General features: G+C 40.9%; 21 protein-coding genes. 15 read left to right on the top strand and 6 right to left on the bottom strand.

The annotated features are described in order from the left end of the window. Window positions 1-638: 638 nt before the first annotated feature. Together H6H03_RS11875 and H6H03_RS11880 are read right to left on the bottom strand one after the other, a co-directional pair. On the bottom strand, window positions 639-857 hold the full coding sequence (locus tag H6H03_RS11875; RefSeq protein WP_190955326.1) for a hypothetical protein: 219 nt from the start codon (window positions 855-857) through the stop codon (window positions 639-641). A gap of 402 nt (window positions 858-1,259) precedes the next feature. Continuing rightward, the gene (locus H6H03_RS11880; RefSeq protein ID WP_190955327.1) at window positions 1,260-2,441 is read right to left on the bottom strand and encodes a low temperature requirement protein A; all 1,182 of its coding nucleotides are present in this window, start codon (window positions 2,439-2,441) and stop codon (window positions 1,260-1,262) included. Window positions 2,442-2,758: 317 nt separating this feature from the next. On the opposite strand from H6H03_RS11880, the gene H6H03_RS11885 reads away from it, so the two are divergent. Next, window positions 2,759-3,268: a cupin domain-containing protein gene (locus tag H6H03_RS11885; RefSeq protein ID WP_190955328.1), complete on the top strand. Its 510-nt coding sequence runs from the start codon at window positions 2,759-2,761 to the stop codon at window positions 3,266-3,268. Window positions 3,269-3,619: 351 nt separating this feature from the next. Further along, window positions 3,620-4,483, top strand: a complete 864-nt coding sequence (locus tag H6H03_RS11890; protein ID WP_190955384.1) for a DUF4351 domain-containing protein — start codon at window positions 3,620-3,622, stop codon at window positions 4,481-4,483. A gap of 51 nt (window positions 4,484-4,534) precedes the next feature. Here H6H03_RS11890 and H6H03_RS11895 read toward each other — a convergent pair whose 3' ends face one another. Both H6H03_RS11895 and H6H03_RS11900 read right to left on the bottom strand, forming a co-directional pair. Next, window positions 4,535-7,060: a cyclic nucleotide-binding domain-containing protein gene (locus tag H6H03_RS11895; RefSeq protein WP_190955329.1), complete on the bottom strand. Its 2,526-nt coding sequence runs from the start codon at window positions 7,058-7,060 to the stop codon at window positions 4,535-4,537. A gap of 284 nt (window positions 7,061-7,344) precedes the next feature. Further along, window positions 7,345-7,599 (bottom strand): hypothetical protein, encoded by a 255-nt coding sequence (locus H6H03_RS11900; protein WP_190955330.1) that lies wholly within the window; start codon window positions 7,597-7,599, stop codon window positions 7,345-7,347. 104 nt (window positions 7,600-7,703) lie between these two features. Between H6H03_RS11900 and H6H03_RS11905 the strand changes: the two genes are divergently transcribed. From H6H03_RS11905 to H6H03_RS11960, 12 genes are all read left to right on the top strand, one after another. Continuing rightward, on the top strand, window positions 7,704-8,339 hold the full coding sequence (locus H6H03_RS11905; protein WP_190955331.1) for a transaldolase family protein: 636 nt from the start codon (window positions 7,704-7,706) through the stop codon (window positions 8,337-8,339). Between the two features lie 842 nt (window positions 8,340-9,181). Then, entirely contained in the window at window positions 9,182-9,523 is a 342-nt protein-coding gene (locus H6H03_RS11910; RefSeq protein WP_199338906.1) for a hypothetical protein, read from the top strand. A 33-nt stretch (window positions 9,524-9,556) separates the two neighbouring features. Beyond that, window positions 9,557-9,784, top strand: coding sequence for a hypothetical protein (locus tag H6H03_RS11915; RefSeq protein WP_190955332.1), 228 nt, complete (start codon window positions 9,557-9,559; stop codon window positions 9,782-9,784). Window positions 9,785-9,806: 22 nt separating this feature from the next. Next, a complete protein-coding gene (locus H6H03_RS11920) occupies window positions 9,807-10,955 on the top strand; it encodes a hypothetical protein (RefSeq protein WP_190955333.1) in 1,149 nt (382 codons plus the stop codon). A gap of 75 nt (window positions 10,956-11,030) precedes the next feature. Continuing rightward, on the top strand, window positions 11,031-13,187 hold the full coding sequence (locus H6H03_RS11925; RefSeq protein WP_190955334.1) for an SIR2 family protein: 2,157 nt from the start codon (window positions 11,031-11,033) through the stop codon (window positions 13,185-13,187). Window positions 13,188-13,219: 32 nt separating this feature from the next. Then, entirely contained in the window at window positions 13,220-17,158 is a 3,939-nt protein-coding gene (locus H6H03_RS11930; RefSeq protein WP_190955335.1) for an nSTAND1 domain-containing NTPase, read from the top strand. Window positions 17,159-17,231: 73 nt separating this feature from the next. Further along, entirely contained in the window at window positions 17,232-18,386 is a 1,155-nt protein-coding gene (locus H6H03_RS11935; RefSeq protein WP_190955336.1) for a tRNA-dependent cyclodipeptide synthase, read from the top strand. Between the two features lie 163 nt (window positions 18,387-18,549). After that, window positions 18,550-19,050: a hypothetical protein gene (locus tag H6H03_RS11940; protein WP_190955337.1), complete on the top strand. Its 501-nt coding sequence runs from the start codon at window positions 18,550-18,552 to the stop codon at window positions 19,048-19,050. 264 nt (window positions 19,051-19,314) lie between these two features. Next, the gene (locus tag H6H03_RS11945) at window positions 19,315-20,097 is read left to right on the top strand and encodes a photosystem reaction center subunit H (RefSeq protein ID WP_190955338.1); all 783 of its coding nucleotides are present in this window, start codon (window positions 19,315-19,317) and stop codon (window positions 20,095-20,097) included. Between the two features lie 2 nt (window positions 20,098-20,099). Beyond that, window positions 20,100-21,032, top strand: a complete 933-nt coding sequence (locus H6H03_RS11950) for a ribose-phosphate diphosphokinase (protein ID WP_190955339.1) — start codon at window positions 20,100-20,102, stop codon at window positions 21,030-21,032. Between the two features lie 12 nt (window positions 21,033-21,044). Next, window positions 21,045-21,707 carry a phosphoribosyltransferase gene (locus H6H03_RS11955; protein WP_190955340.1) on the top strand — a complete coding sequence of 221 codons (663 nt, stop codon included), beginning with the start codon at window positions 21,045-21,047 and terminating at the stop codon, window positions 21,705-21,707. A 15-nt stretch (window positions 21,708-21,722) separates the two neighbouring features. Further along, window positions 21,723-22,391, top strand: a complete 669-nt coding sequence (locus H6H03_RS11960; RefSeq protein WP_190955341.1) for a dienelactone hydrolase family protein — start codon at window positions 21,723-21,725, stop codon at window positions 22,389-22,391. A 181-nt stretch (window positions 22,392-22,572) separates the two neighbouring features. On the opposite strand, the gene H6H03_RS11965 is transcribed toward H6H03_RS11960, so the two are convergent. Next, a complete protein-coding gene (locus tag H6H03_RS11965) occupies window positions 22,573-24,339 on the bottom strand; it encodes a WD40 repeat domain-containing protein (protein WP_190955342.1) in 1,767 nt (588 codons plus the stop codon). Between the two features lie 387 nt (window positions 24,340-24,726). On the opposite strand from H6H03_RS11965, the gene H6H03_RS11970 reads away from it, so the two are divergent. Then, a complete protein-coding gene (locus H6H03_RS11970; RefSeq protein ID WP_190955343.1) occupies window positions 24,727-25,404 on the top strand; it encodes an SDR family oxidoreductase in 678 nt (225 codons plus the stop codon). 133 nt (window positions 25,405-25,537) lie between these two features. Here the strand turns inward: H6H03_RS11970 and H6H03_RS11975 are convergent, their stop codons facing one another. Then, window positions 25,538-26,593, bottom strand: coding sequence for an aromatic ring-hydroxylating oxygenase subunit alpha (locus tag H6H03_RS11975; protein ID WP_190955344.1), 1,056 nt, complete (start codon window positions 26,591-26,593; stop codon window positions 25,538-25,540). Window positions 26,594-26,801: the final 208 nt, after the last annotated feature.

Genomic DNA, 26,801 nt, shown 5'->3' on the forward strand with positions numbered 1-26,801 from the left:
ATGTGTTTTTATTTCACGGTACATTCGCGGAAAATATTGCTTATGGTCGCTTTTCGCTACATTAAAAGCCCGATCGTGAAGACCGAGCTTTTAATATGGGGTTATATACCCCGGAGGTTTAGTTATAGAGTTTCAGTATAAATTACTTATCTGATAGAGACTACCACTCCACTCTCACCAATTCCGGAAAGTTACAAAATTTTTCTAGGCATTTACCAATATCTTTATGGTAGAGCATTAATTTTATTGAATACATTAAATTATCATGAAAAACGCTGCCAAAAAATTCCTAACCCATCATGTTGACATCAATGTATAATCAGCATGTGCAAAGCTTGTTGACTCTCATAAAACACGCGCAAATATTTGTATTTACTTCAAGGTAATGTTGAGATTTTAAAGAATTACTCGGATTATTTAGAATGCAGAAAATTGATGCATTCTGCATAGCACCTCCTACAACAATCAAAAGTCTTCTTCTCTAAATAATTTTCCTGAATCTTTGTAAGACTAGCTTGATAAGTGACTCAACACTCAAGCGATGCCTGCGGTGGTCACTGAGCTTTGTCGTACCCCTACGGGGAAGCAAGCTACGCGGAGCGTCTCGTAGAGAAGTGCGGGCTACGCCTACGCGGATTTTAAACTTTAGATGTCGGCTTTAAAAATAGCCATGCCACAAAGAACGTCGCTGCTGTGAATAGTTGCGTCAAATCCAAAGCCGACAGATAGCCATCAGCAAATGAAGCAATACTGCGATCTGTAATCCCAAATACCCAAGATGACAACCCAAACAGCCAAATCCCATTCTTGAGATTTCCTACGAATTCCTTAGACTCTGATGGTTTTTGGTCTTTCACGATCTTCTGCTCCCTTGATGGAGAATCTAGTGATTAGTGAGAAATACACACCTAGAAGAACTTTTTGTGATTCTTGAGGCTGAATTTAGACTCACCTATTAATAATATTAATAAATATTTCACCTACTTGACTTCACCACCCAAAGGTACATCTCCTAATCTTGACATTCTTCCTTTGGTTCTGCCACCTCGGATAGACGGTAATAAATTGAGCCTCAAGCGTTACAGGATAAGACTTTAGTGCTGAAATTACACAATCTTTAGACAACTATATAAATATTTATTGATTTTTTATTTAAAATACTACTTAAGATAGATGTATTCTAAAAGTTTATTTATATTTAGAATAAGTGGATACCTTGTAGGGACGCACAGCTGTGCGCCCCAAGGGTGCGCTAGGAGTTAGATTTCTGGGTCAGCTAAGCGGGTAGTGGGGCGACTTTGGTACAAATCCTGAATGACTTGGAGAGCAGAAACTAGGGCTACAAGGGTAATGACTGCGATCGGTAACAAACCTTTGCCAAAAATAGCGATCGCCATCAACACAACTGCACCTGCAAGTCGATACTTGGAACGGATTTTACAATAACGAATCACCCCAAATCTATGGAGAATACTGACAGCTAGGGAACATAATGCCACTGAACCGCAGATCAGCCAACGGTGAGAATCCGGTAAAGCCAGAGTTGGTTTACTCAACAAGATTTGTTCTACGCCGACTCCAGCCGCAGCAATGCCAATCACTAGGGGTAAATGAGTGTACAGCCAGAGATTGACAACACCAACTTTTCCATCCGTCCGCGCGATCTCAATCGGTTTACCGCCCAGATTATCAAAATAAACCCACCACCAGCTAAAAGCAATAACTAAACCAAATACGGCGGAAATTACGGTTAAAGTATTCCATTTCTGCTCAGAAACACCATTGACCACCGCGATAATTGCTTCACCCAAAACAATAATCGTAAACAATCCGAAACGTTCTGGTAAATGCGAAGCGTGAGGGAGTAATCCTAGTTGAAACTTGCGTCCTGTTAAGGGTGTGGCAAAGTCAATGATGATTCCCAATGTCCAGAGTGCGAATCGCCAAGGAATGGGTATAAATGCCGAAATTAACCAAAGCAAAGCAGCGATCGCAAAACCAATTGCGTAGCGAGTCGTCAAAGGTCGTGCTGAGGGAATGTGTATTCCAGCACGCACATATTCTATCACCAGCACAGTCCGACCGAGAGCGTAGGAAAGGGCAAAACCAGGAGAACTTTCACCTAAACCGTGGTGTATATTCACAGCCATTGCTGCTGCTGTCAGCATTTGTATAGCAATCAGCAGCCGATGTCCAACATCATCACTATCAAAGCGGTTAGCGTAAAATGTAGTGCCAATCCACGACCACCAAACAGGTATAAATAAAACAATAAATCCAAATAATCCTGAAAGTGAGATATCCTCTTTGAGATTGTGAGCGAGTTGGGAAACTGCAACTACAAACACCAAATCATAAAAAAGTTCTAGCCAAGTGGCGCGTCGTTCTTCTTCAGTCTCTTCACCAATACGTAACCTTGGTGGTTGGATAAAATTTGTCATAGTTCCAAGAGCGAATCGTTAATAACTATCCGTTCGCTCATTTTAAGAGGATGAAGGGTCATTAATACCTTCTTGGAAGAGGCAGAGGGGCAAATAAAGGGGACAAGGAGACAAGAAGAATAACTCCTCACTCTTGGAAAAACTTGGGTTAATCGCGTCTCTACTCCTAACTCAGCACTCCCTGTTTGACCTATGCCCCATTGTCAGTAAACACTTGTGCATAAATGCCTAAAATTCTGCTGAAATATTGAAGTAGACATGAGTGATTAATAACTTTTACAAGATTTTTCAAGTACAAATAAAAGAGGGTAACTACAATGACATTCAATATACAAGCTTCATTAGTTCAGCCAGGTAAAGGTTCCACATATTTAGTGCTAGGTGATTTCTACACTCTCCTTGCTGAAGGAAAAGATACAGACGGCAAGTATGGTTTAGTAGAGGCTTTGATGCAACCACAAAGCACTGTACCATCCCATATTCACGATGGAGACGAAGCGCACTATATTCTTGAGGGAGAGGTTGAGTACCAGCTTGACGAGCAAACTATCATTGCAAGTGCTGGAACCTTCTTAAATATTCCTAAAGGTCAATGGCACGGTTTTAAAAATATCGGCTCGAAACCTGTCAAATTACTGATGTGGGTTACACCAGCAGGGGGTGAGCAGTTTTTTGCAGAGGTAGGGCATCCGGTTAACTTACCATTGAGTGAGGAAGAACGCAGTCTTTTCGGAACTGTTAATCCTGCTGATATCGAGAAGGCGATCGCACTTGCTGTGACAAAATATGGTCTAGAATTTAAACTCCCTGCTGCTGAAAATTCTTAAATCAGAATTCAGGATATTGCCTGTAGTGTATGCAGTTTAGCAATTATTTTCCCAGGCTCTAAACGTTTGGTAAAGTCTGGCTCAACAAACGCATAAGCAACTGTACCATCAGGTGCAATTATATAGGTTGCTGGTATTGGCAATTCAAAAGTTTCTGGGTATTGCTCAAAGAACGATGTCTACGACGAGCTTCGCTGACGTAAAGTATTTGATATAAATTCGTTCACGAGTATTAAACACTCGTCGCCGAGTATTAAAGACTCAACGTTGATATATTTAGGAATGCGATCGCTTACTCAAAGCATTGGACGAGATAATAACAATACCTCATTCAATTGTTGGCGATGGTCAATGTCCTTTGATAATCTCTGCAAACTGCTGTCAGAAAAATATCCAGAACGTTTTGCCAGTTGGGTTTTGGGTACACCGCAAACTTCTGTCAAAGTTCTGAAAACCGAATTGAGCATTGAACCAATTCGCGCAGATTATGTGACATTCTTACAACTAGAAGGACGCATACTCCACCTGGAATTTCAAACCAAATTAGAATCGACGCCGCCGCTACCGTTGCGAATGGTAGATTATTGGGTGCGGTTGTATCGTTTGTATCGCTTACCAATAACGCAAGTTATCGTTTTATTACTTCCGCCTGCACCAGAAACGATAATTGAAACAGCTTTTGCAGTGGAAACTACTCGTCACGAATATCGCGTGATTTGTATGTGGTCAGAAAATCCCGAACCATTCCTCAATGACCCGGCTTTGTTACCCTTAGCACCACTGACCGCAACCACCCAACCCCAAGCTTTATTGCAACAAGTTGTGGCGAAAGTAAATCAACTTGAGCCAAGACAACGACCAGAAATTTCAACTTACACTCAAATCTTAGCGGGCTTAAAATACAATCAGGACTTGATTCGACAAATGTTTCGGGAGGGTATGATGCGCGAGTCAGTAATTTATCAAGAAATTCTTAAAGAAGGCGAACAACGAGGGGAACAGCGAGGACGAGAAGAAGGACGAGAAGAAGGACGAAAAGCAGAAGGACAATTGCTGATTCTTCGTCAATTAACCCGGCGTGTGGGAGAATTACCTCAACAAGTGCTAGAGCGAATTGAAACTCTCTCTTTAGAACAATTAGAAAATCTTGGCGAAGCTTTGTTGGATTTTCAAGCGATCGCCGATTTAGAAACCTGGTTTAATACATTAGAGTAGCAAAACTACCAGCACCAAACCAGGCAAAAGTCAAACAATTTTGTATTGTTTTTACAACACAATAATTGCCCACATACTAACACCCAAAGCGATCGCTGCTAAATGTTGCCAAAGAAGGGAACTCAAAGATTGTTTGGCAATTTTTTGTGTTAATAATATCGTCAACAACACTGAAATTATTAAAGTTGTACCTTGCAAAAAACTAATCACAGCCGGATGAGCAATTAACATTGGCAGTTGTTCGCCGTTCAAACCAAGGGTAGCAAAACTCACAGGTAAAATGCGTCCACCTTCACTCAAACCCAAACGCAGATAATGAGCTAAGTTTCCCCCCAAAACTAATGGTAAATATCCATAGGTAAGCTCTACAAATGATTTTGGTTTACGGTTAAAGTTGAACAGTTTCAGCAAGCCATAAGCTGCGAAGACAAAAGCCACTGGAATAATTAACACTAGCAGTGACAATCCTAAGTGTTGCCAAAACACAGTTAAATCCACCTGTAAACCCAACCAAGATTGCAATTCTGGTAAGCGGTGTAGATATACTCCACCTAATAACAAAAACAACAATGCTACTTCATAGGCGCGGGGTACATGGGTTGTCCACAATTCAATACCAGGAGGACGCAAGTTGAATTCCACAGAACGATGGGGACAGGCTTTGAGACAAGTCATGCACAACACGCAATCTCTATTATCTTCTAACTGGGCTGGGTGAGAATACAAAGGACATCCATTTGTTTCCATTCCCTCACCTTTTTGCGGTCCTCCTTTGTAGCATTGATAAGTAGTACAACTTGCAGAACAAATTCCTTGTTGTGCCCGTAGTTCTGTCATTGACAGTTTAGCAAATAAACCATTCATTCCACCTATAGGGCAAAGATATCTGCACCAAAATCGCCGTTCAAAAATTGCCGAAAAAATCATTGCCCCGGCAGTAATTAATAATAATAAACAAGCACTAAGGTAGGCTGTGTTTTCTAGATGCCAGAGTTCTTCCCATAAGAAAATTAGGGTAAATAGTCCAAAGAGAAACCATCCGCCCCATTTTTCAGCTTGCTGTCGAGGCCAACGTTTGAGTTTTCGCGGCCACAACCATAAAGATAGTTTTTGGGTAATTTCTCCGTAAATCATGAAGGGACAAACAGAACACCAAATACGTCCTAAAAAGGGAAAGAGAAATAGGAAAAAAGGCCACCACCAAGCCCAAAATAAATTTAAAACAAAATTGCGATCGCGGGTTTGCGGGCCGATAAATAATACCGCAACAATGATTGCAAAAGCAGTTGCGGTAAAACCATAATTAATCCGATCCGGCCACCAAGGACTGCGTAAAAATTTACGTAAATCGGGATAAATATTTAAAAGATTGACTCGAAATCGCTTTTTCTTTGTTTCAGCTGGCCAAAAGATTTCTTCTGTTAATTCATTAGCATTTTCAGCTTGGACGATCGCTCTTTCTACCAGATTTTTTAATTCTTTGAGATTACCGGGGAAATCGTAAGACTGTAAGCGGCGTAAAGCTTCTGGGGTGATGCGTGGTTTGGGAACGCCTCTAGACCGAACGTAGAGACTGACATAATATTCCACCTGACCTTGAATATCAGTTTTCCGCAACCGTAGCGGCGGTACTTTAATAATATGACCAACGGAGCGATCGATTGTTGGCAGAGTTTTTTCGGAAACGATAAGAATCCGTGCTTTACTAGGACGAGGTTCAGTCTCTGGTTCTCCCGGACGAGCGACGGGAGTATACGTACCAGTTTTGAGCAACTGCGTCACAGCAGGTAATAATTCAGAAGGTAATTCTTGGATGTTGTTGAGAACTAGCGTACCTTCTCCTAACCATTCCAACAGTCCTGGTTTACCGCCAACGCGACCAAATAAATCTGCACCGCTGGTTTGCAGAATACCACAATTGACTTTAATAATTGGTTCTCGTCTTTTGGGGGAACCAAAGTGAATTAAGGCTGCGATATTGTCTTTTTCTAATCCTGGTTCGCCGAAAATATCCACTGACTTGCGGTCATTAGCGGCTTCTCGAATTTGCTCCCGCAGACGTACAGCATAGCGGCTTGTACCGACAATTCCCCGTTGCGCTTTGGTAACTAAATATGGTCGCAAAGCGATGGAACGTTCTTGTTCGTAGCCAAGTGCAGAGGTGACTTGAGCTAATTCTTGAGCCAATTGACGGGAAAAACCCTGAGCAATTTCGGGGTATTGCGCGACTAATTCCCGAAATTTAGTAGCAGGTACAACCCACAAATGACATTCTGTAAGGGTAACAATTGTGAAGGTGGCTAACTCATCCAATACCAACTCTTGGAGGTGAATGACTGCTCCGGGAAGGAAGCCACGAACTAAAGCTGAGTTCTTATGATCGGTATTGTCGCATTCAAGTTGACCATCTTTGAGGATGTAAAGTGCTTCTGGAGTAGTACCTTCCTCCACAAGGTTTACTTGTGCTGGTAAAACTTGTTCTTCAATGACTTGAGCGATCGCATTTAACACTTCAGGTGGGAGAATTCCTAAAGTCGTCCGTTCTTGTAGCCATGTAACCATTTCTGGAGATGTCATATTCGGTTCTCCGTGCAGGTTGCCGTATCAAAGGAATTATCGCTTGAAAGCTGGTCAAGAATTCAAAATTCTCAATTCTCAATTCTGGATAAAGTTTAGATCTGCTTACAGTTTGCCTTTTCTCTCAACTTCTGAAGTAAGTCCCAATAACTTGTTTCATTCTTGGAGACAAACAATGGAAGCCAGTATACTGCTTTTTCTAGTAACCTATTAGTATCATCATTCAAATTTTCAATCAATCTTACTACCGATTTAAATCCCAGCTTCGGAATCGCAAATTCTAATCAAAGTTTAATAGATTGAGCATTAGATTTTACAACTCCATAATTAAATAACAGCGTTACGTAATCTCTTGTATGTAAAACCTTCTTTGCCATTGCAATAGTAATTTGGCTTTTTTCATCAATCATTAACTTGAGGATTTCATACGCTTGAGTTTCAGGTATTGATTTCAAATATTCTAAAATTATCTTTTCCTCATGAGAAGGTAAAGATTTATAAATGCTAGTTTGTATTAACTGTTGAATATTATCATCCATAATTTATTGCTAGGGACTAGGAAATAGTGCAGAATATTTTGTGATATCGGAAAGTCTCAATTGCACATCTGGTGAATTAATTTTGACAATGATTCAGGGAAATTATGGCATTATATCTAGACTCGGCGATCGCATCTGAAGCTGAAATCGTCAAGCATTGGGGTTGGGTAAAGGGTATTACTACTAATCCCACGCTTTTAGCTCAAAGTGATACCCCACCAGAAATCACACTCAAAAAATTAGTTACCTTGACAAATGGTCCGTTATACTATCAACTTATGGCAGGCGATAAAACGGCAATGTTAGCTGAAGGTAAAAAAGCTTTCAAGATTATTGGTTCCCAAACAATTTTGAAGATTCCCGCAACACCTTTAGGCTTTGAAGTAGTAGCAAATTTGTCTTCAGAAATTACTTGTTCGGTGACAGCAATTTATAGCGCAGCACAAGCAGCAGTAGCACGAGAAGCAGGAGCGAAAATTGCCATAGCTTATGTAAATCGCGCGACTCGGTTGTTAGGTGATGGTATTGCTTTAGTCCGAGAAATGGCTAGCGTACTTAAAGGTAGCGACGTGGAAATATTAGCAGCTAGTATAAAATCTCCCCAAGAAGCAGCTGCTTCATTGCAAGCCGGGGCGCATCATTTGACTTTACCTTTAGCAATGTTGCAAGCGATCGCTACTCATGAATTATCACAAAAAACTGTTGAAGATTTCGCCCAGGGAGGCATAGGTTTAGAATAATTCGTAATTCGTAATTCGTAATTAAATATGAGTTTGTCCGATGTCCCTAATCTTTGGGTTCCTTTAGCACTTTTAAGCTTGATTGTCGTAGCGGCTGTATTTTTCAGCCGCAGTAGTTGATATGTACAGTGCAGGTTTAAGTTAAAACAGATTGACGTTCGGATAATTCTTATTATTCAAATTCAAGGGGCGACAAGCGAGTTAAAGTGCTTGCTGTATAAGCTTCATAGCCCTTAAACCTCACTGATAATATGCTTGCTTATTGCGAATCGAACCGACTAGTTCCTCGACCCATACTTGACACCCATACCCTGTTTCTGATTTTGTAACAGCGTTTAGAGGCGATTGTCGCCGGGCTGAATTTTGGTCTCCTCCTAGAGGTTATGCTGTCTATATTCCTCAGTTTTGATAAAACTAATAGTTGTTCTAATTAGTATCAGTATACCTTTTATAAAATAAAGTTTTCTTCGTAGTTAGCGATTTATCGCTCTCTTGCATAGTTTTCCAGGGCTAAAGCCCTTACTACAAACTTAAATTTTATTAAGTCCTTCTACTTAAGACATAGGTTGTCATCTCTTTCACATTCTTGAGGTAGAGATAAATATTTTGAAAAACTACATCCTTTGATTGATAAGTTAATCCAGTTATTTCTTACTATTTAGGAATAACTATAAGAATCCGGTTTGATTACTGAAGTTACCCGTAGAGGAAGGGAACAGGGAACAGAGAAGGAGGAATCAAGGTATACTGATTTTTTTTATGGCTACGCCACGCAAGCTATCAAAAATCAAATAATAATCCTATAGCAAGTCTGTTAATTACTCTAAGTTAATTAACTGTATATGGATAAAAGATTAATATTTATTTTTATTGCAATAGTATTAGCAAGTTTACTATTTTTACCATTATTTACCATAAATCAAGATAAACAACCTTTGTTTTTGTCAAACTCCTTATCAATTAGCCCAACTATTGAACAGGTAAAAGAGCAATACGAATCTGATTTACTGCGTATTAATGGTGTGGTTGGTGTGGGAATTAGTAAATGTGAAGAGAAACCTTGCATCAAAGTGTATTTAGAAAATGAATCTCCGAATTTAAAAAAGCAAATACCAAAGCAATTGGATGGATTTAAAGTAGATACACAAGTGACAGGAGCTATTAAAGCACAGCCTCAACAATAATAAGCATTTTATCTCTGCAAATAGGAAATGACAATGAACCAAGTTAATACAGTTAAACAGGATTACGAGGCACAACTGATGAGGCTACCCAATGTTACAGGGGTTGGCATTGGTGAGAGGAGGGGAAAGACAGTGATTAAGGTTTTTGTCACCCAAAAAGTTCCAGAATCCAACTTAAAGCCCCATGAAGTTGTGCCGAAGTCCATAGAAGGGTGTGAGACAGATGTTGAAGAAATTGGGACTGTAACAGCACAAATTTAAGCAAATCAACGGGAGATTTGATATGAAATTAGATGAAAATAAGATGATACTGTCTCAACAGTACACAGCAGAGGTACAAACAGCTCACAGAGCCGCCGTAGAAGAATTTATGAAACCAGGGCAGCTACGACCCAATGTTGTTGGTTTGGGAGTGGGCGTCAAATGGCGGAATGGAGAACCTACAGGTGAGCCAGCATTGTTAACATTAGTAACTCACAAGATACCAAGAGATGAGTTGAGTAGGGCTGATCTCATACCATCGAGATTGGCAGATATGCAAACTGATGTTTTGGAAATAGGTTATCCTTTCGCGGGAGTGGGAGAGTTACGCCAGAAACCCACACAGGTAAGAACCGAGTTAATACAACCTACTAATGGTGCAACTGGAACTTACCGTGTTACTGAAAGGATGGAGATACCAGAGACTGGGGTTGAGTTGCTGGCTAGACGCGCTCGTCCGGCGGAAGGAGGCTACAGCGTCGGACATTACAAGATTACCGCAGGGACTATTGCTACTTGTGTGTATGATATTTTGCCAGGGGGTTCTACTAACCCTCCTGTGCATGGTGTTGGTATTCCATCCCGTTACTATATTCTCAGCAATAATCACGTTTTGGCTAACAGCAACGATGCTGCGGTGGGAGATCCGATATTGCAGCCAGGCCCCTTTGATGGCGGAAATGCTTCTACAGATATCATTGCGCGTCTGAACCGATTTGTACCGATTGACTTTGAACCAACAATTCCCAGGGAACAGCACCGCAACCTTGTAGATGCTGCGATCGCAGAAGCACAATTCCATGATATTGATCGGGAAATCTACTGGTTGGGTTATGTACGAGGCTGGCGACGCAAGCAGGATGTAACGGTGGGAATGTCTGTGTTTAAAACTGGACGCACTACGAACTTTACAAGCGGTAGAATTACAGCGATTAGCGCCACTGTTGATGTCGGCTATGGTAACGGCAAGGTAGCCCGCTTCAAGGATCAAATTATTACCACTAACATTTCTGCTGGTGGTGATTCTGGTTCACTGGTGGCGACTTTGGTGAATAACACCCCGGCTGCTGTAGGGTTGCTGTTTGCTGGCTCGTCAGTAGCTACTATTGTCAATCAAATCGAAAACGTGCGATCGCTCCTACGAGTAGAAATTGCAGAACAGATGCTCTAATACTGGTCAAGGGTAATAGGGAAAGTTCTCTTCTTAATTCCCAATTACCCTTGACTCCTCTAGGGAGAAATTAAAATGGCGGGAATGACTTGGCTTCATCTTTCAGATTGGCATCAGAAGGGGAAAGAATTTGACAGGCAGGTTGTACGTGATGCCTTAATTAGAGATATTGAGGAGCGGGAGAAAATCAGTCCAGACTTAGCAAAGATTGATTTAATCATCTTTAGTGGTGATGTGGCTCACGCTGGTAAAAAGGAAGAATATACAGCAGCGTGGGAAAATTTATTTGAGCCTGTGCTTCAAGCAACTGGGTTAACTGCCGAGCGGCTGTTTATTGTACCAGGCAACCACGACCTCGATCGCAGTGCCTTTGAATTGCTACCAAATTCTATCCTCAAGCCTTTTGAGTCTAATGAGCAGGTCAAAGATTGGCTGACGAACAAAAAAAAATGCGATCGCCTGCGGGAACCCTTTGAAGCCTACAGGGAATTTGTGACTAAATATACACATCAGACCCAACCTGACTACAGCAGTATCCGCAGACTACAGATCGGAGGAAAGCGGGTAGCATTGCTTGGTCTAAACTCTGCTTTAATGGCTGGACGGGTAAATGAAAGAGGAGAAGTAAATGATGATGGAAAACTAATTGTTGGAGAACCTCAATTGTATGATGCCCTCCACAAGATAGCTAGTGATGAGGTTCGGATTGCGGTGCTGCATCATCCGTTAGAATTGCTAGCTGAATTTGAACGTGATTTAATCACACAACGTCTTCAAGACAATGATGGGTGTCATTTTCTTCTGTGTGGTCATCAGCATAAAGCTAAAGCTTATCAAGTAACTGGAACAACAGGAAACTGTGTAATTATTCCAGCTGGCTCCAGCTACAGCAACCGTGGTTATCACAATGGTTACAATTTTGTACACCTTGATTTTGCAACTAATAAAGGAAACGTATATCTGCGTCTCTGGGATTATGATGAAAACTACTGGCGCGAACATATAGCAAGGTCGCATGAGCATGGGTATGTAATCTTTGAACTTCCAAAAAAAGAGATTAAACGCCCAAACATCCCAAATATTGTCACAGTTCCAGATGAAATACAAAACACGCTTAAACAACACTTCGATTGGCTAATTCCCAAAATCAAAAATGGCTTAGTAATTCCTTTCTTAGGAGCAGATATTAACTTATGCGATCGCTCACAAGATCCAAATTTGGCACCCAAACCGTGGGAATGGAACCTTAACAGTGACTATCCACCTACTAGTGTAGAACTCGCTGCTTACCTAGACAGAAGCCATAAATACTTACAGAGAATGCGTTGTCCGTTATGCGATGAAGAAAATTTGCCTGCTAAATGTCCAATTGTGACACAATTTGTGACTAGACTGGATCTTCAGAATGTGTCGCAATACTTCAATCTTCTGAGTGAGGGTGAAGAGAACATCAAAGAGACAATCACAGCCATCACTGAAAAAGAATACAAACCTAATCGATTGCATCAGTTCTTTGCTGAACTTCCTCGTTTCATGGATGAGATGGGCTATTCTGCGAGGATTAAAAGTTTAGGTGAAAAAACTCGTTATCAACTAATAGTAACGACCAATTTTGATAGAACACTAGAACAAGCCTTTATAAACGCCAAGCAGCCATTCGATTTAGTTTCCTATACGGCAGGTGGTGAAGATAGCGAAGGACAGATTGTTAAACAGTTTGTCCATCAAAGATTTGAACATACAATTGAGGAAGATAAGGATTCACCAGTAGTTCAAAAAGGCCAACTAAAACCGATTCCGCCAGGAACTGCTAACGAATATTCAGACTTTTCACTCAATGAGCGTCCAGTCATCTTAAAACTCTATGGCCCTGTTGATTTGCCAGAACGTCCCAGAAAAAGCTTTGCGATCACAGAAGATCATTTTATTGACTATTTGGCTTATGCCGATAACAAACCTGTGGATTTACTGCCAAGCTATCTGTTAGGTAAACTCAGCAACAGCCATATTTGGTTTTTAGGATATAGCCTACGCTATTGGCATCAGCGTGTCATTTTACACCGCTTGTTGCCAGAGAAAGAACAAAGGAAGACACAAACATGGTGGGCAGTTCACCCAAAACCTGATGCTTTGGATAAGTTCCTTTGGAAGAATAAAGATGTAGAAATCATGAGTGAAATATCTTTAGAAATATATTTTGATGAATTGAACAAAAAACTGAAAAAACATTAGTAAAAATTAAAAGCTGAGAAGTAGAGGAAATTATGTACTGTGATAGCATTGAGATTCCTGTACCCTACAAAGGGCTAATTCCCTATTCACAAACAGATAAGTTGTTCTTCTTTGGGCGAGAAAAAGAACAACAAATAGTAATTCAAAATTTGTGGGCTTCAAGGCTGACAGTTGTCTATGGGGCTAGTGGTGTAGGTAAAAGTTCGCTTATGCGGGCAGGTGTTGCTTATAATTTGCGTCAAGCAGCCTTAGAAAACCAAGAAACAACTGGTAAGCCAGGGTGGGGTGCGATCGTTTTTCCCCCACTAAAGGGCGAATTAGATGATAGTTTGTCTTGGCAAGATCCACTGACAGGGATCAAGAAACAGATGGAAGCAGAAATAACTAATCTTTTCAAAACTGAATCACCACATGAAATTAAGCAACAATTTGAGCAAGCGCTCAAAGCTATTGCCAAAAATCCAGAACAACCTTCTTTTACCGATATCTTGAAGGCTTGGATAGAGATTATTCACCAAGAAGATGAGAGCGGTAGGTTATTTATTATCCTGGATCAGTTTGAGGATTATTTTGATTTCTTAAACGATAATGCTAAAGACACCTTTGCTGATGAATTTTCTCAAGCTGTTAATAACTCTAGTTTGAATCTTCATTTCCTCATTTCTATTCGTGAAGATGCCCTGTCTAAACTTGACCATTTTAAAGGTCGCATCTTCCGTAACTTATTAGATAATCGTATAGCAATCAAACATCTAAACCGCCAATCAGCCCAGGATGCTATTGAGAAACCAATCGCTGAATATAACCGACAGCAAACTATCCTTGATAACCTGTGTAAATCAAAATTAACCGTACTCTACGGTGACAGTAGTGCAGGTAAGAGTACAATTTTGCGAGATGGTATTGCCTATTATCTGCATCAAGCAGCAGAACAAAATCTGCAAAAATCCAGCAAGCTAAAGTTAGCAATTACTCTATTTAATTCTTGGAATAATGGAAAACCATTAGATAATTTATTGTTGCAAATTAAACAATATATTAAAAACATAGGAAATATTGAACTTCCTCACTTAGATTTATCATTTACTGACACCTTACAGGCCTGGACAAAGTTTATTAATATTGATGAGTCTGCTAAGCTATTCATTATCATTGACCAGTTCGAGGAATACTTAATTCATTCTCCAATAGATCAAACAAAATTATTTTTTTATGAGCTTTTTCGTGCGATAAATCATCCTGAACTAAATATTAATTTGCTCCTTTGTCTTCATAAAAATACTCTTCACAAGCTGGATTTTGTTAAAGATGATATAGTGAAATTATGCCCATATTATTTACATATATCATCAGGTTTTGTCAAAAAAGAACCCATTGTAGATAATTTTATCGAGTCTAAAATTGTTCAACATATCGAAGATAAATTAGTCGGTATTGAACCAGACTTAGTTACAGCAGTTTTGGATGATATAGCTCTTTCGCCAACACCATCAGAACAGAGGTTTGAAACTCCTTACCTCCAACTGGTAATGCTTCGTTTATGGAAACAGGAAATGAGAGGCGAATCTCCATCTCGCAGCCTAGAAAAACAAAGCTATATAACCTTAGGCAAAGCAGAGCAAATTGTCCAAGATCATCTCGATCAAAAGCTAGAAGATTTAAAGACTGATTTCAAGATTGATACTTCTTATCGTCTCTTTTACTACTTAGTTACACCATCTGGTGATAAACTTGCCCTCAAAGCCCAAGATTTATGCGATTACGTTAACGCAGAACCAAACCAAACTGAAAAACTTGAGATAGAAAGGGTTTATAAATGGCTAAATAAACTAAGTCAAGGCGAGGCTCGAATTATCCGCCCACTAGCTGCTGATTACTATGAAATTTTCTTAGATGTTTTAGCTAAAGCAATTTGGAAGCGACTACAGCGTCAACGCAAACTCAAAGAAATTGAGCAGATGGCGAAAGATGCTTTGCTACAGTTCGAGTTTTCTGAGCTAGAAGCATTACTGACAGTGATGCGTGCTGGGCAAGAGTTTCAGAATAACATTCAAAATGGACTCTTAGCGCAAGACTGTCACGCTCCCCAATTAAAAACTGCATTGCAGAAGATTCTTGACAATATCAGAGAGGAGAATCAATTTCAAGCACACATAAAAACCATCTATAAGGTTAATTTCAGCCCTGATAGTAAGTATCTTGCTACTGGTTCAGAAGATGGTACTGCCCGTTTATGGGACTTACAAGGTCATTTAAAACAAGAATTCAAAGGTCATCAGGGCTGGGTTTATAGTGTCAGTTTTAGCCCCGATAGTAACTATCTTGTTACTGGCTCTACTGACCATACTGCCCGCCTGTGGGACTTACAAGGCAATCTCCAGCAAAAATTTATAGGACATGAGGGCTGGGTGCTGAGTGTCAGTTTTAGTCCTGATGGTAAATATCTGGCTACTGGCTCTGCTGACGGTACAGCCCGCCTATGGGACTTACAGGGTAATCAGATTGGTGAATCTTTCCAAGTTCATAAGGGCTGGATTTGGAGCGTTAGTTTTAGTCCACCTGATGGCAAATACCTTGCTACTGCCTCATCTGATGGTCATGTTTGCTTGTGGAATTTACAAAATAACTCTTGGGATAAATTTCTAGTCAATGGGGGTACAGTTTATAGTGTCCGTTTTAGTCCACCAGACGGAAAGTATTTTGCTAGTGCCTCATCTGATGGTACTGCTCGCCTATGGGACTTACAAGGCAACCTACAGCAAGAATTTATAGGCCATCAGTGTTGGGTATATAACGTCAGTTTTAGTCTCGATGGTCAGTACCTCGCTACCAGCTCTGCTGACGGCACATCCCGTCTGTGGGACATACAAGGTAATCAATTAGCTGTATTGAAAGATCATAAGGGCTTTGTATGGAGTGCTAGTTTCAGCCCAGATGGTCAGCACCTCGCCACCAGCTCTGCTGACGGTATAGTTCGCCTGTGGAACTCAAGAAACAAGTATCTAGCAAAATTCAACGGTCACAAGGGCTTGGTTTGGAGTGTGAGTTTCAGCCCAGATGGACAGATGCTAGCCACTGGCTCATCTGACAAAACTGCCCGCTTGTGGGACTTACAAGGTAATGCTATTGGTAATCCTTTTCAAGATCATGACAGCCCTATCTTGAGTGTTAGTTTTAGTCCTGATGGACAGAAACTTGCCACTGGCTCAGAAGATGGTACTGCCCATTTGTGTGATTTACAGGGCAATTTACTACAAGAATTTAAAGGTCATAAAGGCTGGGTTTGGAGCATCTGTTTTAGCCCAGACGGAAAGTATTTTGCTACTGCCTCATCTGAGGATGGTACAGCTCGCTTGTGGAACTTGCAAGGCAACTTACTACAAGAATTTAAACACACTAATCCAGTTTGGAGTGTCAGTTTCAGTCCTGATGGACAGAAACTTGCCACTGGTGCTGCCGATAATACAGCCTACCTATGGGATTTACAAGGTAAGTTATTACAAAAATTCAAAGGTCATAAGAACTGGGTTTGGAGTGTCACTTTTAGTCCCGATGGACGGATGCTAGCCACTGGTTCTGCCGATAGTACAGCCCGCCTATGGGACTTCCAGGGAAAATTAGTGCAGGAATTTAAAGGTCACAAGAACTGGGTCTGGAGTGTCAGTTTTAGCCCTGATGGACAAATGCTAGCCACTGGTTCTGCCGATGGTACTGCCTGCCTATGGGACTTACAGGGACAATTAGTGCAAGAATTCAAAGACCATGAGGGAGGGGTTTTCTGTATCAGCCTTAGTCCCGATGGGCAGATGTTAGCCACAACTTCCGTCAATGGAACTGTTCGGCTATGGTCAATTGAAAATTTTGAGTCTCTTTTGGCAAGAGGGTGTAATTGGCTCAAGGACTATTTTGCGAACTATTCTCATGATCGAAAAGATTTAAAGGTATGTGACAACACAGATAGTTCCTCGTAGTTTAACTGTTGTTATGGTTATATAAATTGATATTTAAAAATTTCATTTCTCAATAAATTATCTTATTTTACTTATGTCTATCGAGCAACTTCAAGAATTTCTCAATTTTCACAAAATTAAATATAAAACGATTCATTATTCACCTGCTCATACGTCACAAGAACTTACAATATATAAACATACGTTAGGAATAGATTTAATTGAGTCTGTACTAGTAGAAATTGACGGACAAAAAATAGCTGTGATTCTTTTACCAGCCAGTTTACAAGCCAATGTAGGCTCTCTCCAAGCAGCTTTAGATACAAACAAAGTTAGATTACTTCAGCAGGAAGAATTTGAGCATTTATTCCCCTATTGTGAATTTGGTACACTTCCTCCCTTCGGGGAATTTTACAATATGGAGGTTTTTTGGTGGCAAGATTTAGCTAAAAACCAAGAGGTTGCATTCTACGCTTATTCTTATGCTCATTTGGTTAGAATGAAGTATGCTGATTTTGAAAAACTAATCAATCCTCACAAGGGCATAGTATTTTTGACTAGACCAAAATATCGGGTAGAGATTGCAGCAGTTATCCCACAATTTGCTAGGCATAAACTTGATATATATGAACATTGTTTTTTAGGGATAAGTTTAGAAAGTGAAAATTTTTCCATAGCAAGATTAATAGGAATGACGGATTGGATTAGCAAACATTTTAAAAAATGTACTGTTTTAATTGGTGATAGCATACATCGGATTACTTTACAAATAAATCAAGGTTTAAATGAAAAACAGTCCCTTAACAAGGGACTGTTTTTAGGAAGAGAGTATGTATATAATGCAAATTATGTTTTTGGTAATTACAATGTTAGCTGTCTTTTTAATGTAATTTTTTGCTCAGAAATACAAAAATCAGAAGATTATTTTAAATATTATGAACAGTTACAAAATATTCTTAGGCAGAATGATAATTTTGCCAATTCAGTTAAATTTTCTGTGAAAGAGTTTGTCCTTCGGCACTTTGAGAAAAATACTGAAAATTTTGATAGTTATATAGAATTGTCATCTAGATATTTACTCGAAGAATTAGCTATCTTTGCCTGTCTGGTTAAAGACGACTTATCAATAATGATTTATCCAGGCTCTTTATTAAAGATTTTAGAAGAAATTGCCGAAGGTCATTATTCTGATGTTCCCGATAGCCTAAAAAAGATAGTTCATGTTTCTTTACATCTCAAAAGAAGATAATGCTGCCAGCATAATAGGTTGACAATACTTTCAAAAACTTTATTGCTAAGGAATTAGCAACAATTCAGCTGACGAGCAATTACAGATTGAAAGAAATTTTATCAAACAGCATTCTATGTTGCTAAAAACTCTATTTTAATTTCTATGATATCAGGATTCACCAATGTCTAAAACACCGTCCTTTGAATCTCAGTCGAGTCCACTGGATGATTTTCAACTTGATTTGCTCAAACAGGAATATTTTTTTCTTCAAACTACTATCGAAGACTACAATAAACAGATTTGGGTGATCAAGGCGCTGGGTATTACTGGAACTAGTGCTGTTTTGGGATTCATGTTAAGAGAAAAACAAAATCTCAGCGTCAGTAGCATTGCCTTTATGGGTTGTGCTATACCCTTATTTTTCTGGATTCTCGAAAGTCAATGGAAACATTTTCAGCGTGGTTTTTATCCCCGTGTTGCTCAAATAGAAGCCATTTTTGCTAATACTTATGGTTTATGTAGCCCTAAAATTTACGGTAGTTGGACTTATACTTTCAAGCGCAGTCTTACTCCTCAACATAAAGGTTATCTATGGGATGGTTTACTGAATCGCAGTGTCTGTGTTAGCTATTTGCTAGAGATTGCCTTTCTATGGAGCATCGCTGCGATCGCCTACTTTTAGAAAAGGTATTGATGATTGTTGTATAAATTAGATAAAGTAAGCAATTTTTATTTTATTCTCCACTCATTCATACTTGATTATCTAACATTTTATTTACTTTCATCTATGTGCGATTATTTGATTAAACAATTCCTCACATTTTCTTCACATTTTATTTCTAACCTTAAATTAGAGTTCATGTTTAAAACAACAATGTGGCAAGAGGTGAGCCACTGTATATATTCATCAAACTCCAAGAGAAATAGAGAATATTGGAGGAAAAGTATGCTCAACGTTGTACGTCGTAGTCAAATTATCGGGTGGATAGCAATAGATAGCTCAACCGCTAATAGTTTTGGTGAGTTAGAAGAAGTTTGGTTAGATGATTCTGGGCGTATTGCCTATTTTTCAGGTGGAGAAACTTATTTGCCAGTGAAAAGAATTGCTGGGGTAGGTATGGGTGCGGTTTCTGTCTATTATCCGCCAGTTGAAGACACGCCAGAAAATCTCCGCCGCTTGCATGAAATTACAGTTGAATCTACACTAGGTGAGCCTCTTGGCTGGGTGGAAGATTTTTTATTTGATTGGCAAACGGGAGAAATTGCAGCTTACATTGTGGCGGGAGAAATTGCTGCTCCTTTTGGTGGACGCGCAGTATTGTATCCCGAAGATGTTGAGGAAATTGCCATCAATAAAGTAATTATCAGTGAAGATGTTAAACATCAACTTGAGGCTGAGTCAGAGGGATTGAAGGGTTTCTTCAGCGAGAAATCACAACAGGTGCAACATTTAGTACATATCATAGGCGTTGGCGTAGCCCGCCGAAGGCATCGCCTAGATCATCTGATTTCCCCCAGCGATAAACCAGAAGTTGTCCGCGTCAAAATCAAGGAAGTCAGCGACGAAGTGGCAGGTTCTACTAATCATCCTCATCACGCCTTGCAGGAAGCTACGGAGTTTTTGCAAGAGCAATGGCATAGTTTACAGCAAAGTATTACCCGTGCAGGAGAGCGTGCAAAAGCGTCTCTAGATGCCGCCTGGAAGCAAATCCACCAAATCAAGTCTTGATTATGGACAATTTCATCCTCTTTGCTGGCACAGCTAACTCTGATTTAGCTGCCGCAGTTGCCCAGAAACTCAATATCCCCTTGGGTAAATCTCTAGTTGAACGCTTTCCAGATGGTGAGGTAAATGTGCGACTTCTGGAATCGGTACGCCAAAAGGCTGTGTTTATCCTCCAGTCCACTGCACCACCTGTTAATGACCATCTAGTAGAACTTTTAGCCTTTGCAGATGCTTGTCGTCGGGCGGCGGCTAGTCGAATTACAGCGATTATTCCTTACTTTGGCTACGCCCGTGCAGATAAACGTCACGGTAGGCGCGAACCAATCACCGCCAGTATGGTAGCTGAAGTGTTACAGGCTGTCGGGGTAAATCATGTTGTCACACTAGATTTACACACGCTGCAAATTGAAGGTTTCTTTCGCATTCCTGTAGACAGTCTGACGGCTGTACCAATTTTTTGCGAAGCTATACGCCATTACTTACCGCCTAATTTCGTAGTTGTATCGCCAGATACGGGTCGCGTACAGATGGCTACTCAATATGCCCAAAAACTTGATAATTCTGTAGTCGTGCTACACAAACACCGCACCAGTGGCACAGAAACAGAGGTGACTCGTGTTGTCGGGGATGTAAAGGGTTGTGCCTGCTTAATTATCGATGACATGATTTCCACTGGCGGCACTCTTGCTAAAAGTATTGAAGCGTTACTCAAAGCCGAAGCACGTCCAGAAATAATTATTGCTGCTACTCACGGGTTGTTTGTCAAGGAAGCACGGGCTAAGTTAAGCCATCCCAGTGTTAAGGCGATTTTTGTCACCGACAGTGTAACTCCCAAAGAAACCGACTGGCAGCAATTAAAAATTGTCTCGATCGCACCTTTAATTGCTACTACTATTCAACGATTTAAAACTGATGGTTCAATTAGTGATTTATTTTAGAGGTATAAAACTATGTGGCAAAAGTTCCGTAATCGCACGGAAGCTGGAAAACTGTTAGCTGCTCAGTTAACAGAGTATGCCAATCGTTCAGATGTTTTAGTATTAGGGCTTCCTCGTGGCGGTTTGCCTGTAGCATTTGAAGTAGCCAAGGTACTAGATGCACCTCTAGATGTTTGCTTAGTGCGGAAACTTGGTGTACCTGGACATAAAGAACTAGCGATGGGTGCAATTGCTACCGGAGGAGTTCGTGTTTTGAATGAAAATGTTGTAGATTGGTTGCGGATTCCCCAAGCAACTATTGATGAAGTAGCAGCAATCGAAATGCGGGAATTAGAGCGTCGGAACCAAATCTATCGGGGTAATCGTCCGCTACCAAAAGTCAAAAATCATACAATTATTCTTGTAGATGACGGTATTGCTACGGGTGCTACTATTCGTGCAGCGATCGCTACATTGAAAAAGCAACAACCCCGCCAGCTGGTAGTTGCAGTTCCCGTTGCAGGTGTAGCCACTTGTCAAGAACTACAAGCAGAGGTTGATCGGGTTGTATGTATGATGATGCCAGAAGATTTATATGCGATCGGTCTTTGGTACGAGAATTTTGAGCAAACAACCGACGCAGAAGTATGTGAACTTTTGACAAGACAAAAATTACTGGTAGCAAACGACTCGTAAGTAGAGGTTGAGTCAATGAATAGGACATTAACGCAGAACCCCCAAGAACATCTGGTCTTAGTGACAGCAGGTAAGGTACAGCTAGAGGGCAATTTGGTGATTCCCGATTATGCGACAGGCATAGTGTTATTTGCTCATGGTAGTGGTAGCAGTCGTCACAGCCCTCGCAATCGCTATGTTGCTGAAGTCTTACAACAAGCGGGACTCGCAACTTTGTTAATTGATTTGCTGACTCTGGAAGAAGAAGAAATCGACCTGCGAACAAGACACTTGCGCTTTGATATTGGTTTGTTAGCCTCGCGGTTAGTTGGGGCTACAGATTGGCTGACACATAACCCAGATACTCGACATCTAAAAGTAGGTTACTTTGGCGCGAGTACAGGCGGTGGTGCAGCCCTCGTCGCCGCCGCAGAACGTCCAGAGGCGGTGCAGGCTATTGTTTCTCGTGGCGGACGACCTGATTTAGCTCCTTCAGCCTTACCTCATGTCAAAGCGCCGACATTGTTGATTGTTGGTGGGTACGATCTGGCAGTAATAGCAATGAATGAAGATGCACTACAGCAATTACAAACATCAAAACGCTTAGTGATTATCCCTAATGCCAGCCACTTGTTTGAAGAACCAGGTGCATTAACCGCAGCCGCACAACTGGCAAGTGAATGGTTTACGCACTATCTCAGGTAGATGGGATTGGGGTAAAGGTGTAGGGGGTAGGAGTTTATGGATTAAGCAAGCATATTATCGGCGAGGTTTAAGGGCTATGAAGCTTATACAGCAAGCACTTTAACTCGCTTGTCGCCGCTTGAATTATTCAAATCTCTCCCCGTCCCCGCGTCCCCGTATTCATCTGAACCTGATATAACTCCTAACTCCTTTGCCAAATTTTAATTGTTTTATCCAAACTCCCACTCACCAACATCTCGCCGGAAGCTGTGAAGGCTAATGCTGTAACTATATTTCCATGACCTGTAAAGGTACCGAGCAATTCCCCGGTTTGGACATGCCATAATTTAATAGTTTTATCAGCACTACCGCTGGCGATGATTTGTTCATCGGGACTCAAAGCGATCGCATACACTCTATCTCTATGTCCTTTGAGGGTATGAAGTAATTCTCCAGTCTCCAAATGCCAAATTTTAATCGTTTGATCCCAGCTACCACTGACAAGCAGTTTACCATCTTGACTAATTGCCAAGGAACAAACGATGTGAGAATGACCCATGAGGGTATGCAAAGGTTGTGTATCTTTTAAACTTTTGATCCCTGTTTGGGGTGAAATCCGCCAAACTTTGATTTTGCGATAGCTACCTGTGACCACAGTTTGCCCGTCGGGACTCAAAACCAGGGAATGAGCAGCTGTATCATCTAAAGAGAGAGCGATCGCTACTTGACGGTGAATCAAATCCCAAAATAGAATTTTTCTGTCATCTCCGCCGGTGGCTAACATCCTACCATCTGGGGTGAAAGCAGCACAGCGCACTACTCCATGATGTTTGTGCAGGATATCTATTAAGTCTAGAGCGCCCACGTGCCAAATTTTAATTGTCGAGTCTGCACCGCAGCTGACTAAAGTTTGCCCATCGGAACTAAAAGCTAGGGAATTCACTTCATCCACTAGCCCAGATATCACCCAAGGATACTCTGACAATGTATCTATTAATTCACCTTTGCTTAAATCCCATAGCTTCGTCTCACCACGGCTACCACTTGCCAATATGGGTAAGGCGTTACCATTATTACACCCCGAACTAAAGGCCAAACAATTAATTCCTCTGGTATGCCCTTGTAGAGTCTGCCAGCATTCCCAGTCACCTACTACGTTTTTCAGAGAATGCTCTGTTGGTAGAGTTTGGATTGTCTCTATCGTCGTTTCATGAATTATTGGCGATGTGTCTTTTTTGCCAATAAGTGATTCTAAATACCAACTTAACCCCCCGGCATATAACAAATTGCTCGGAGTAACGTGTATTTTGGGTTCAGAAAATTCTAGTTGATTTGTAGGTAAAAAGCCTGTGATTATGCTCTGCTTTTCATAACCTAATTTACCTGTATATGGATAAAATAAACACAGAAAAATTAAGACTTGGTGATTTCTCAAATCTTCTTGAGTTACCGACCATCTAATTTTGTCTTTCTTAATACCATTAAAACTTTCGCCATCAGCGACGTAAACTTGAACGCTCAGTTGGGGATTATCTTTGAGTACATAAATAAATTTGCTTTGACTAGATAAATTTCCCTCATCATCTAAAGTGATGTTTTCTAAAGTATCTTGGGGGATTTTTTTGAGTAACTTGCCTAGACGTTCGGTGATTATGCGATCGACAATTTTTTCCCGTAAAAGATAATCTTGGGCTTGTTGCTGAAAATATTTGGGAAAGGGTATCGTCCAATCTGGAGGTTCAGGATATTCAGGGGGCATGGGCGGGGGATTTTTGGCGAGAACCTCTGCTTGTTCGCGAGAAAGCTCTTGGAGTTTCGCCAATGCCTCACCCCAAAATGCCATAATTTCTGTGTGGCAACCTTTGACTTGACTTTCAAGCAAAGACAAATCGTAAGTTTTGGGTTTTTTCACACGTTGAAGGAAGTCAGTTTGTTGAGCTTTGAGCAAGCTAATCCAATCCATCTGCATTAGAGGGGCGCACTATTGCATACCTAAGGTAAGCTATACCAATGGAATTACTCAAGTTTATAATCTTTAGTTAATTAAAAATTCAGTAATTTTAGTAGTCTAATAGAACACAAGCATAAGCATCTGTATAGCACCTAGATATTTTATGAACAGATGTAGCCGAGCTACATAGAATTTAGATGATATCAATTAATTCTAACGGACAAAGAAAACAAGATACTGTCTCTGGGGAAACAGTTCTAGTAGTCTAGCAAGTCCAATGAACCCAGGTTAAAAAAAGTTCGTAGTAAGCACTTTAGTCCTTAGGTGGGGACTAATGCTCAAGCACTTATTCATTAGTGCCAATCTTCTGATAAAATCCTTTGGACATAAATAGTTAAGCTGAGTATGACAAGTGCATCTTACATTTTTCTGGCTGGCGCAAGTCGCGGTGTTGGTCAAGAAATTGCTCAATACTTGAGGACACAACAGCTAAAGGTAAAGGCACTCCTGAGAACACTAACAGTTGCTAGTGAATTGGAAAAAATCGGCATTCAAGTAGTTCAGGGAGATGCCTTGAATGTTGGCGATGTCGAACGTGCTGTACAAGCAGATGAACAGATTGACACTATCATCAGTACAATTGGCGGTTTACCAACAGACACAGAAAGACCAGATTACCCCGGTAACAAAAATCTAATCGACGCAGCAGTGAAAGCTGGAGTCCAAAATTTTATTCTTGTGTCTTCCATTGGTGCTGGTGAAAGTGTAAATGCTTTGTCCCCCCAGGTTTTAGCAGCACTAGGAACAGTTTTAGCCGAGAAAAATAAAGCAGAACAACACTTAATTGCCAGCGGACTCACCTACACCATCATCCGTCCTGGTGGGCTGAAGTCAGAACCAGCAACGGGTAATGGTGTTTTAACTGAAGATCCCCGCATCATTGGTAGCATCAATCGCCAAGATGTAGCCCAGTTAGTTTGTCGCTGTTTAAATAGCCAACGCGCTCATAATAAAATCTTGTCAGCGGTAGACCGAAATATGCTATTTGGGCAAACAGAATTTGCTGAGTTTAGCTTGGATTAATCGTTTAAGATATAACGCGATCGTAAAATCCTCAGAACAATAGCCTTTCGTTGCCTATTGCCTATTGCCTGTTGCCTGCTGCCTGTTGCCTGTTGCCTGTTGCCTGTTGCCTGCTGCCTGTTGCCTGCTATTATTAGGCACGCCAACGAAGTATCTGACCCTTAACAGGATTGACAAATTGCCGTCCTTCTGCAATAGACCGAGCATATTCCCGCTTCAACTGGTAATACCACTGCGCCTGGACATCTGAGTCTTTAATTAACCGCAGCACAGGATTATATTTGAGTCCAATTTGCTGTTTTTCCACCACACTGCGGTCTTGACCAAGAAAAGTCCGCGCCAAAACATGCAGTAACGGTTTGAAAAATCCCACCCAAGGAAGTGTCCAGTAAAGAGAAAAAGTTACCTCGGTTTCTGTGTCTGAAATGGGGGTAACTGTGGTTAAATTCACAACTCGATGTTTGCCAATTGTGGTTTCTTCTACCCTAACTCCAGGTAAACGAAAAGAAATCTCAGTTTCCGGTACACCGCCACCAATGAGCCAATATAATCGACCCCCATTGGCTGGTAATCGGTGTCGCCGCATTGTGAAGCCGTGGGGGGAAGCATCAAATTGCTTGACTTCTTCATGCAATTGTTCATTTCGCCACCACCAAGCACGATGAACATAAGGTGAATGGGCGGGGTCCATCAGGCCTACCACTGCATGATCCACAAAACAGGGGAAGCGCATCACCTCTACAAATTGGGGCCATCGCTCCTCAAATCCTGGGATTGCAGGAATTTCCATTTCAGAATCAGGAGGCTGAGGATTATCGCGATCGGGTATGTATATCCAAATATTTCCTTGGGCTTCCCTGATTGGATAAGACTGCACGTCGAAGCGGCTCAAATCCATCTGCTGTTCTTCCACAAGGGACGGTATCGCAGTACAACCCCCACCAGAATTAAAGCGCCAACCGTGATAGCAACATTCCACTTCCTGTCCGTCGAATCTACCACAACTCAAGGGGACACCACGATGCGGACAAATGTCTTGCATCGCAGCCACTTTCCCATCTTTGTCGCGAATTAACAGCACCGGTTCTCCTAAGAAAACGCGGCTGACCATTTTACCTGGCTTCAAATGATTACTAGGCAGAGCATAGTACCAAATGTTACGCAAAAAAAAGTTATCGTTATTTTTCATCACTAACTACATCTTAAATTGGGTTATTCTGGCAGTATTTTGAGTGTTAACAACAAAAAAAGTCAGGAGCCATTACTCACAATTATCGAATTTAATTTGAGTCCGACTGGTAAATGTAGCTTGCTTCGACTAAGAGTATAAACAGGTTTAAGTCATCCAAAAAATTTATAGTAGTTTTAAATCCCTTCCTGACTGCATTCTGAATTCT

This window comes from Nostoc paludosum FACHB-159, from assembly GCF_014698835.1.
In the GTDB taxonomy this organism is placed as follows: Bacteria; Cyanobacteriota; Cyanobacteriia; order Cyanobacteriales; family Nostocaceae; genus Nostoc; species Nostoc paludosum.

Bases quoted from the DNA above. Each gene is read 5' to 3' on its own strand.
- H6H03_RS11910 (WP_199338906.1), top strand. From the start codon at position 9,182: ATGGATAAAAGATTAATATTTATTTTTATTGCAATAGTATTAGCAAGT.
- H6H03_RS11940 (WP_190955337.1), top strand. From the start codon at position 18,550: ATGTCTAAAACACCGTCCTTTGAATCTCAGTCGAGTCCACTGGATGAT.
- H6H03_RS11960 (WP_190955341.1), top strand. From the start codon at position 21,723: ATGAATAGGACATTAACGCAGAACCCCCAAGAACATCTGGTCTTAGTG.
- H6H03_RS11925 (WP_190955334.1), top strand. From the start codon at position 11,031: ATGGCGGGAATGACTTGGCTTCATCTTTCAGATTGGCATCAGAAGGGG.
- H6H03_RS11965 (WP_190955342.1), bottom strand. From the start codon at position 24,339: ATGCAGATGGATTGGATTAGCTTGCTCAAAGCTCAACAAACTGACTTC.
- H6H03_RS11885 (WP_190955328.1), top strand. From the start codon at position 2,759: ATGACATTCAATATACAAGCTTCATTAGTTCAGCCAGGTAAAGGTTCC.
- H6H03_RS11930 (WP_190955335.1), top strand. From the start codon at position 13,220: ATGTACTGTGATAGCATTGAGATTCCTGTACCCTACAAAGGGCTAATT.
- H6H03_RS11955 (WP_190955340.1), top strand. From the start codon at position 21,045: ATGTGGCAAAAGTTCCGTAATCGCACGGAAGCTGGAAAACTGTTAGCT.
- H6H03_RS11880 (WP_190955327.1), bottom strand. From the start codon at position 2,441: ATGACAAATTTTATCCAACCACCAAGGTTACGTATTGGTGAAGAGACT.
- H6H03_RS11935 (WP_190955336.1), top strand. From the start codon at position 17,232: ATGTCTATCGAGCAACTTCAAGAATTTCTCAATTTTCACAAAATTAAA.
- H6H03_RS11895 (WP_190955329.1), bottom strand. From the start codon at position 7,060: ATGACATCTCCAGAAATGGTTACATGGCTACAAGAACGGACGACTTTA.
- H6H03_RS11945 (WP_190955338.1), top strand. From the start codon at position 19,315: ATGCTCAACGTTGTACGTCGTAGTCAAATTATCGGGTGGATAGCAATA.
- H6H03_RS11900 (WP_190955330.1), bottom strand. From the start codon at position 7,599: ATGGATGATAATATTCAACAGTTAATACAAACTAGCATTTATAAATCT.
- H6H03_RS11975 (WP_190955344.1), bottom strand. From the start codon at position 26,593: ATGAAAAATAACGATAACTTTTTTTTGCGTAACATTTGGTACTATGCT.
- H6H03_RS11920 (WP_190955333.1), top strand. From the start codon at position 9,807: ATGAAATTAGATGAAAATAAGATGATACTGTCTCAACAGTACACAGCA.
- H6H03_RS11970 (WP_190955343.1), top strand. From the start codon at position 24,727: ATGACAAGTGCATCTTACATTTTTCTGGCTGGCGCAAGTCGCGGTGTT.
- H6H03_RS11890 (WP_190955384.1), top strand. From the start codon at position 3,620: ATGTCCTTTGATAATCTCTGCAAACTGCTGTCAGAAAAATATCCAGAA.
- H6H03_RS11950 (WP_190955339.1), top strand. From the start codon at position 20,100: ATGGACAATTTCATCCTCTTTGCTGGCACAGCTAACTCTGATTTAGCT.
- H6H03_RS11905 (WP_190955331.1), top strand. From the start codon at position 7,704: ATGGCATTATATCTAGACTCGGCGATCGCATCTGAAGCTGAAATCGTC.
- H6H03_RS11915 (WP_190955332.1), top strand. From the start codon at position 9,557: ATGAACCAAGTTAATACAGTTAAACAGGATTACGAGGCACAACTGATG.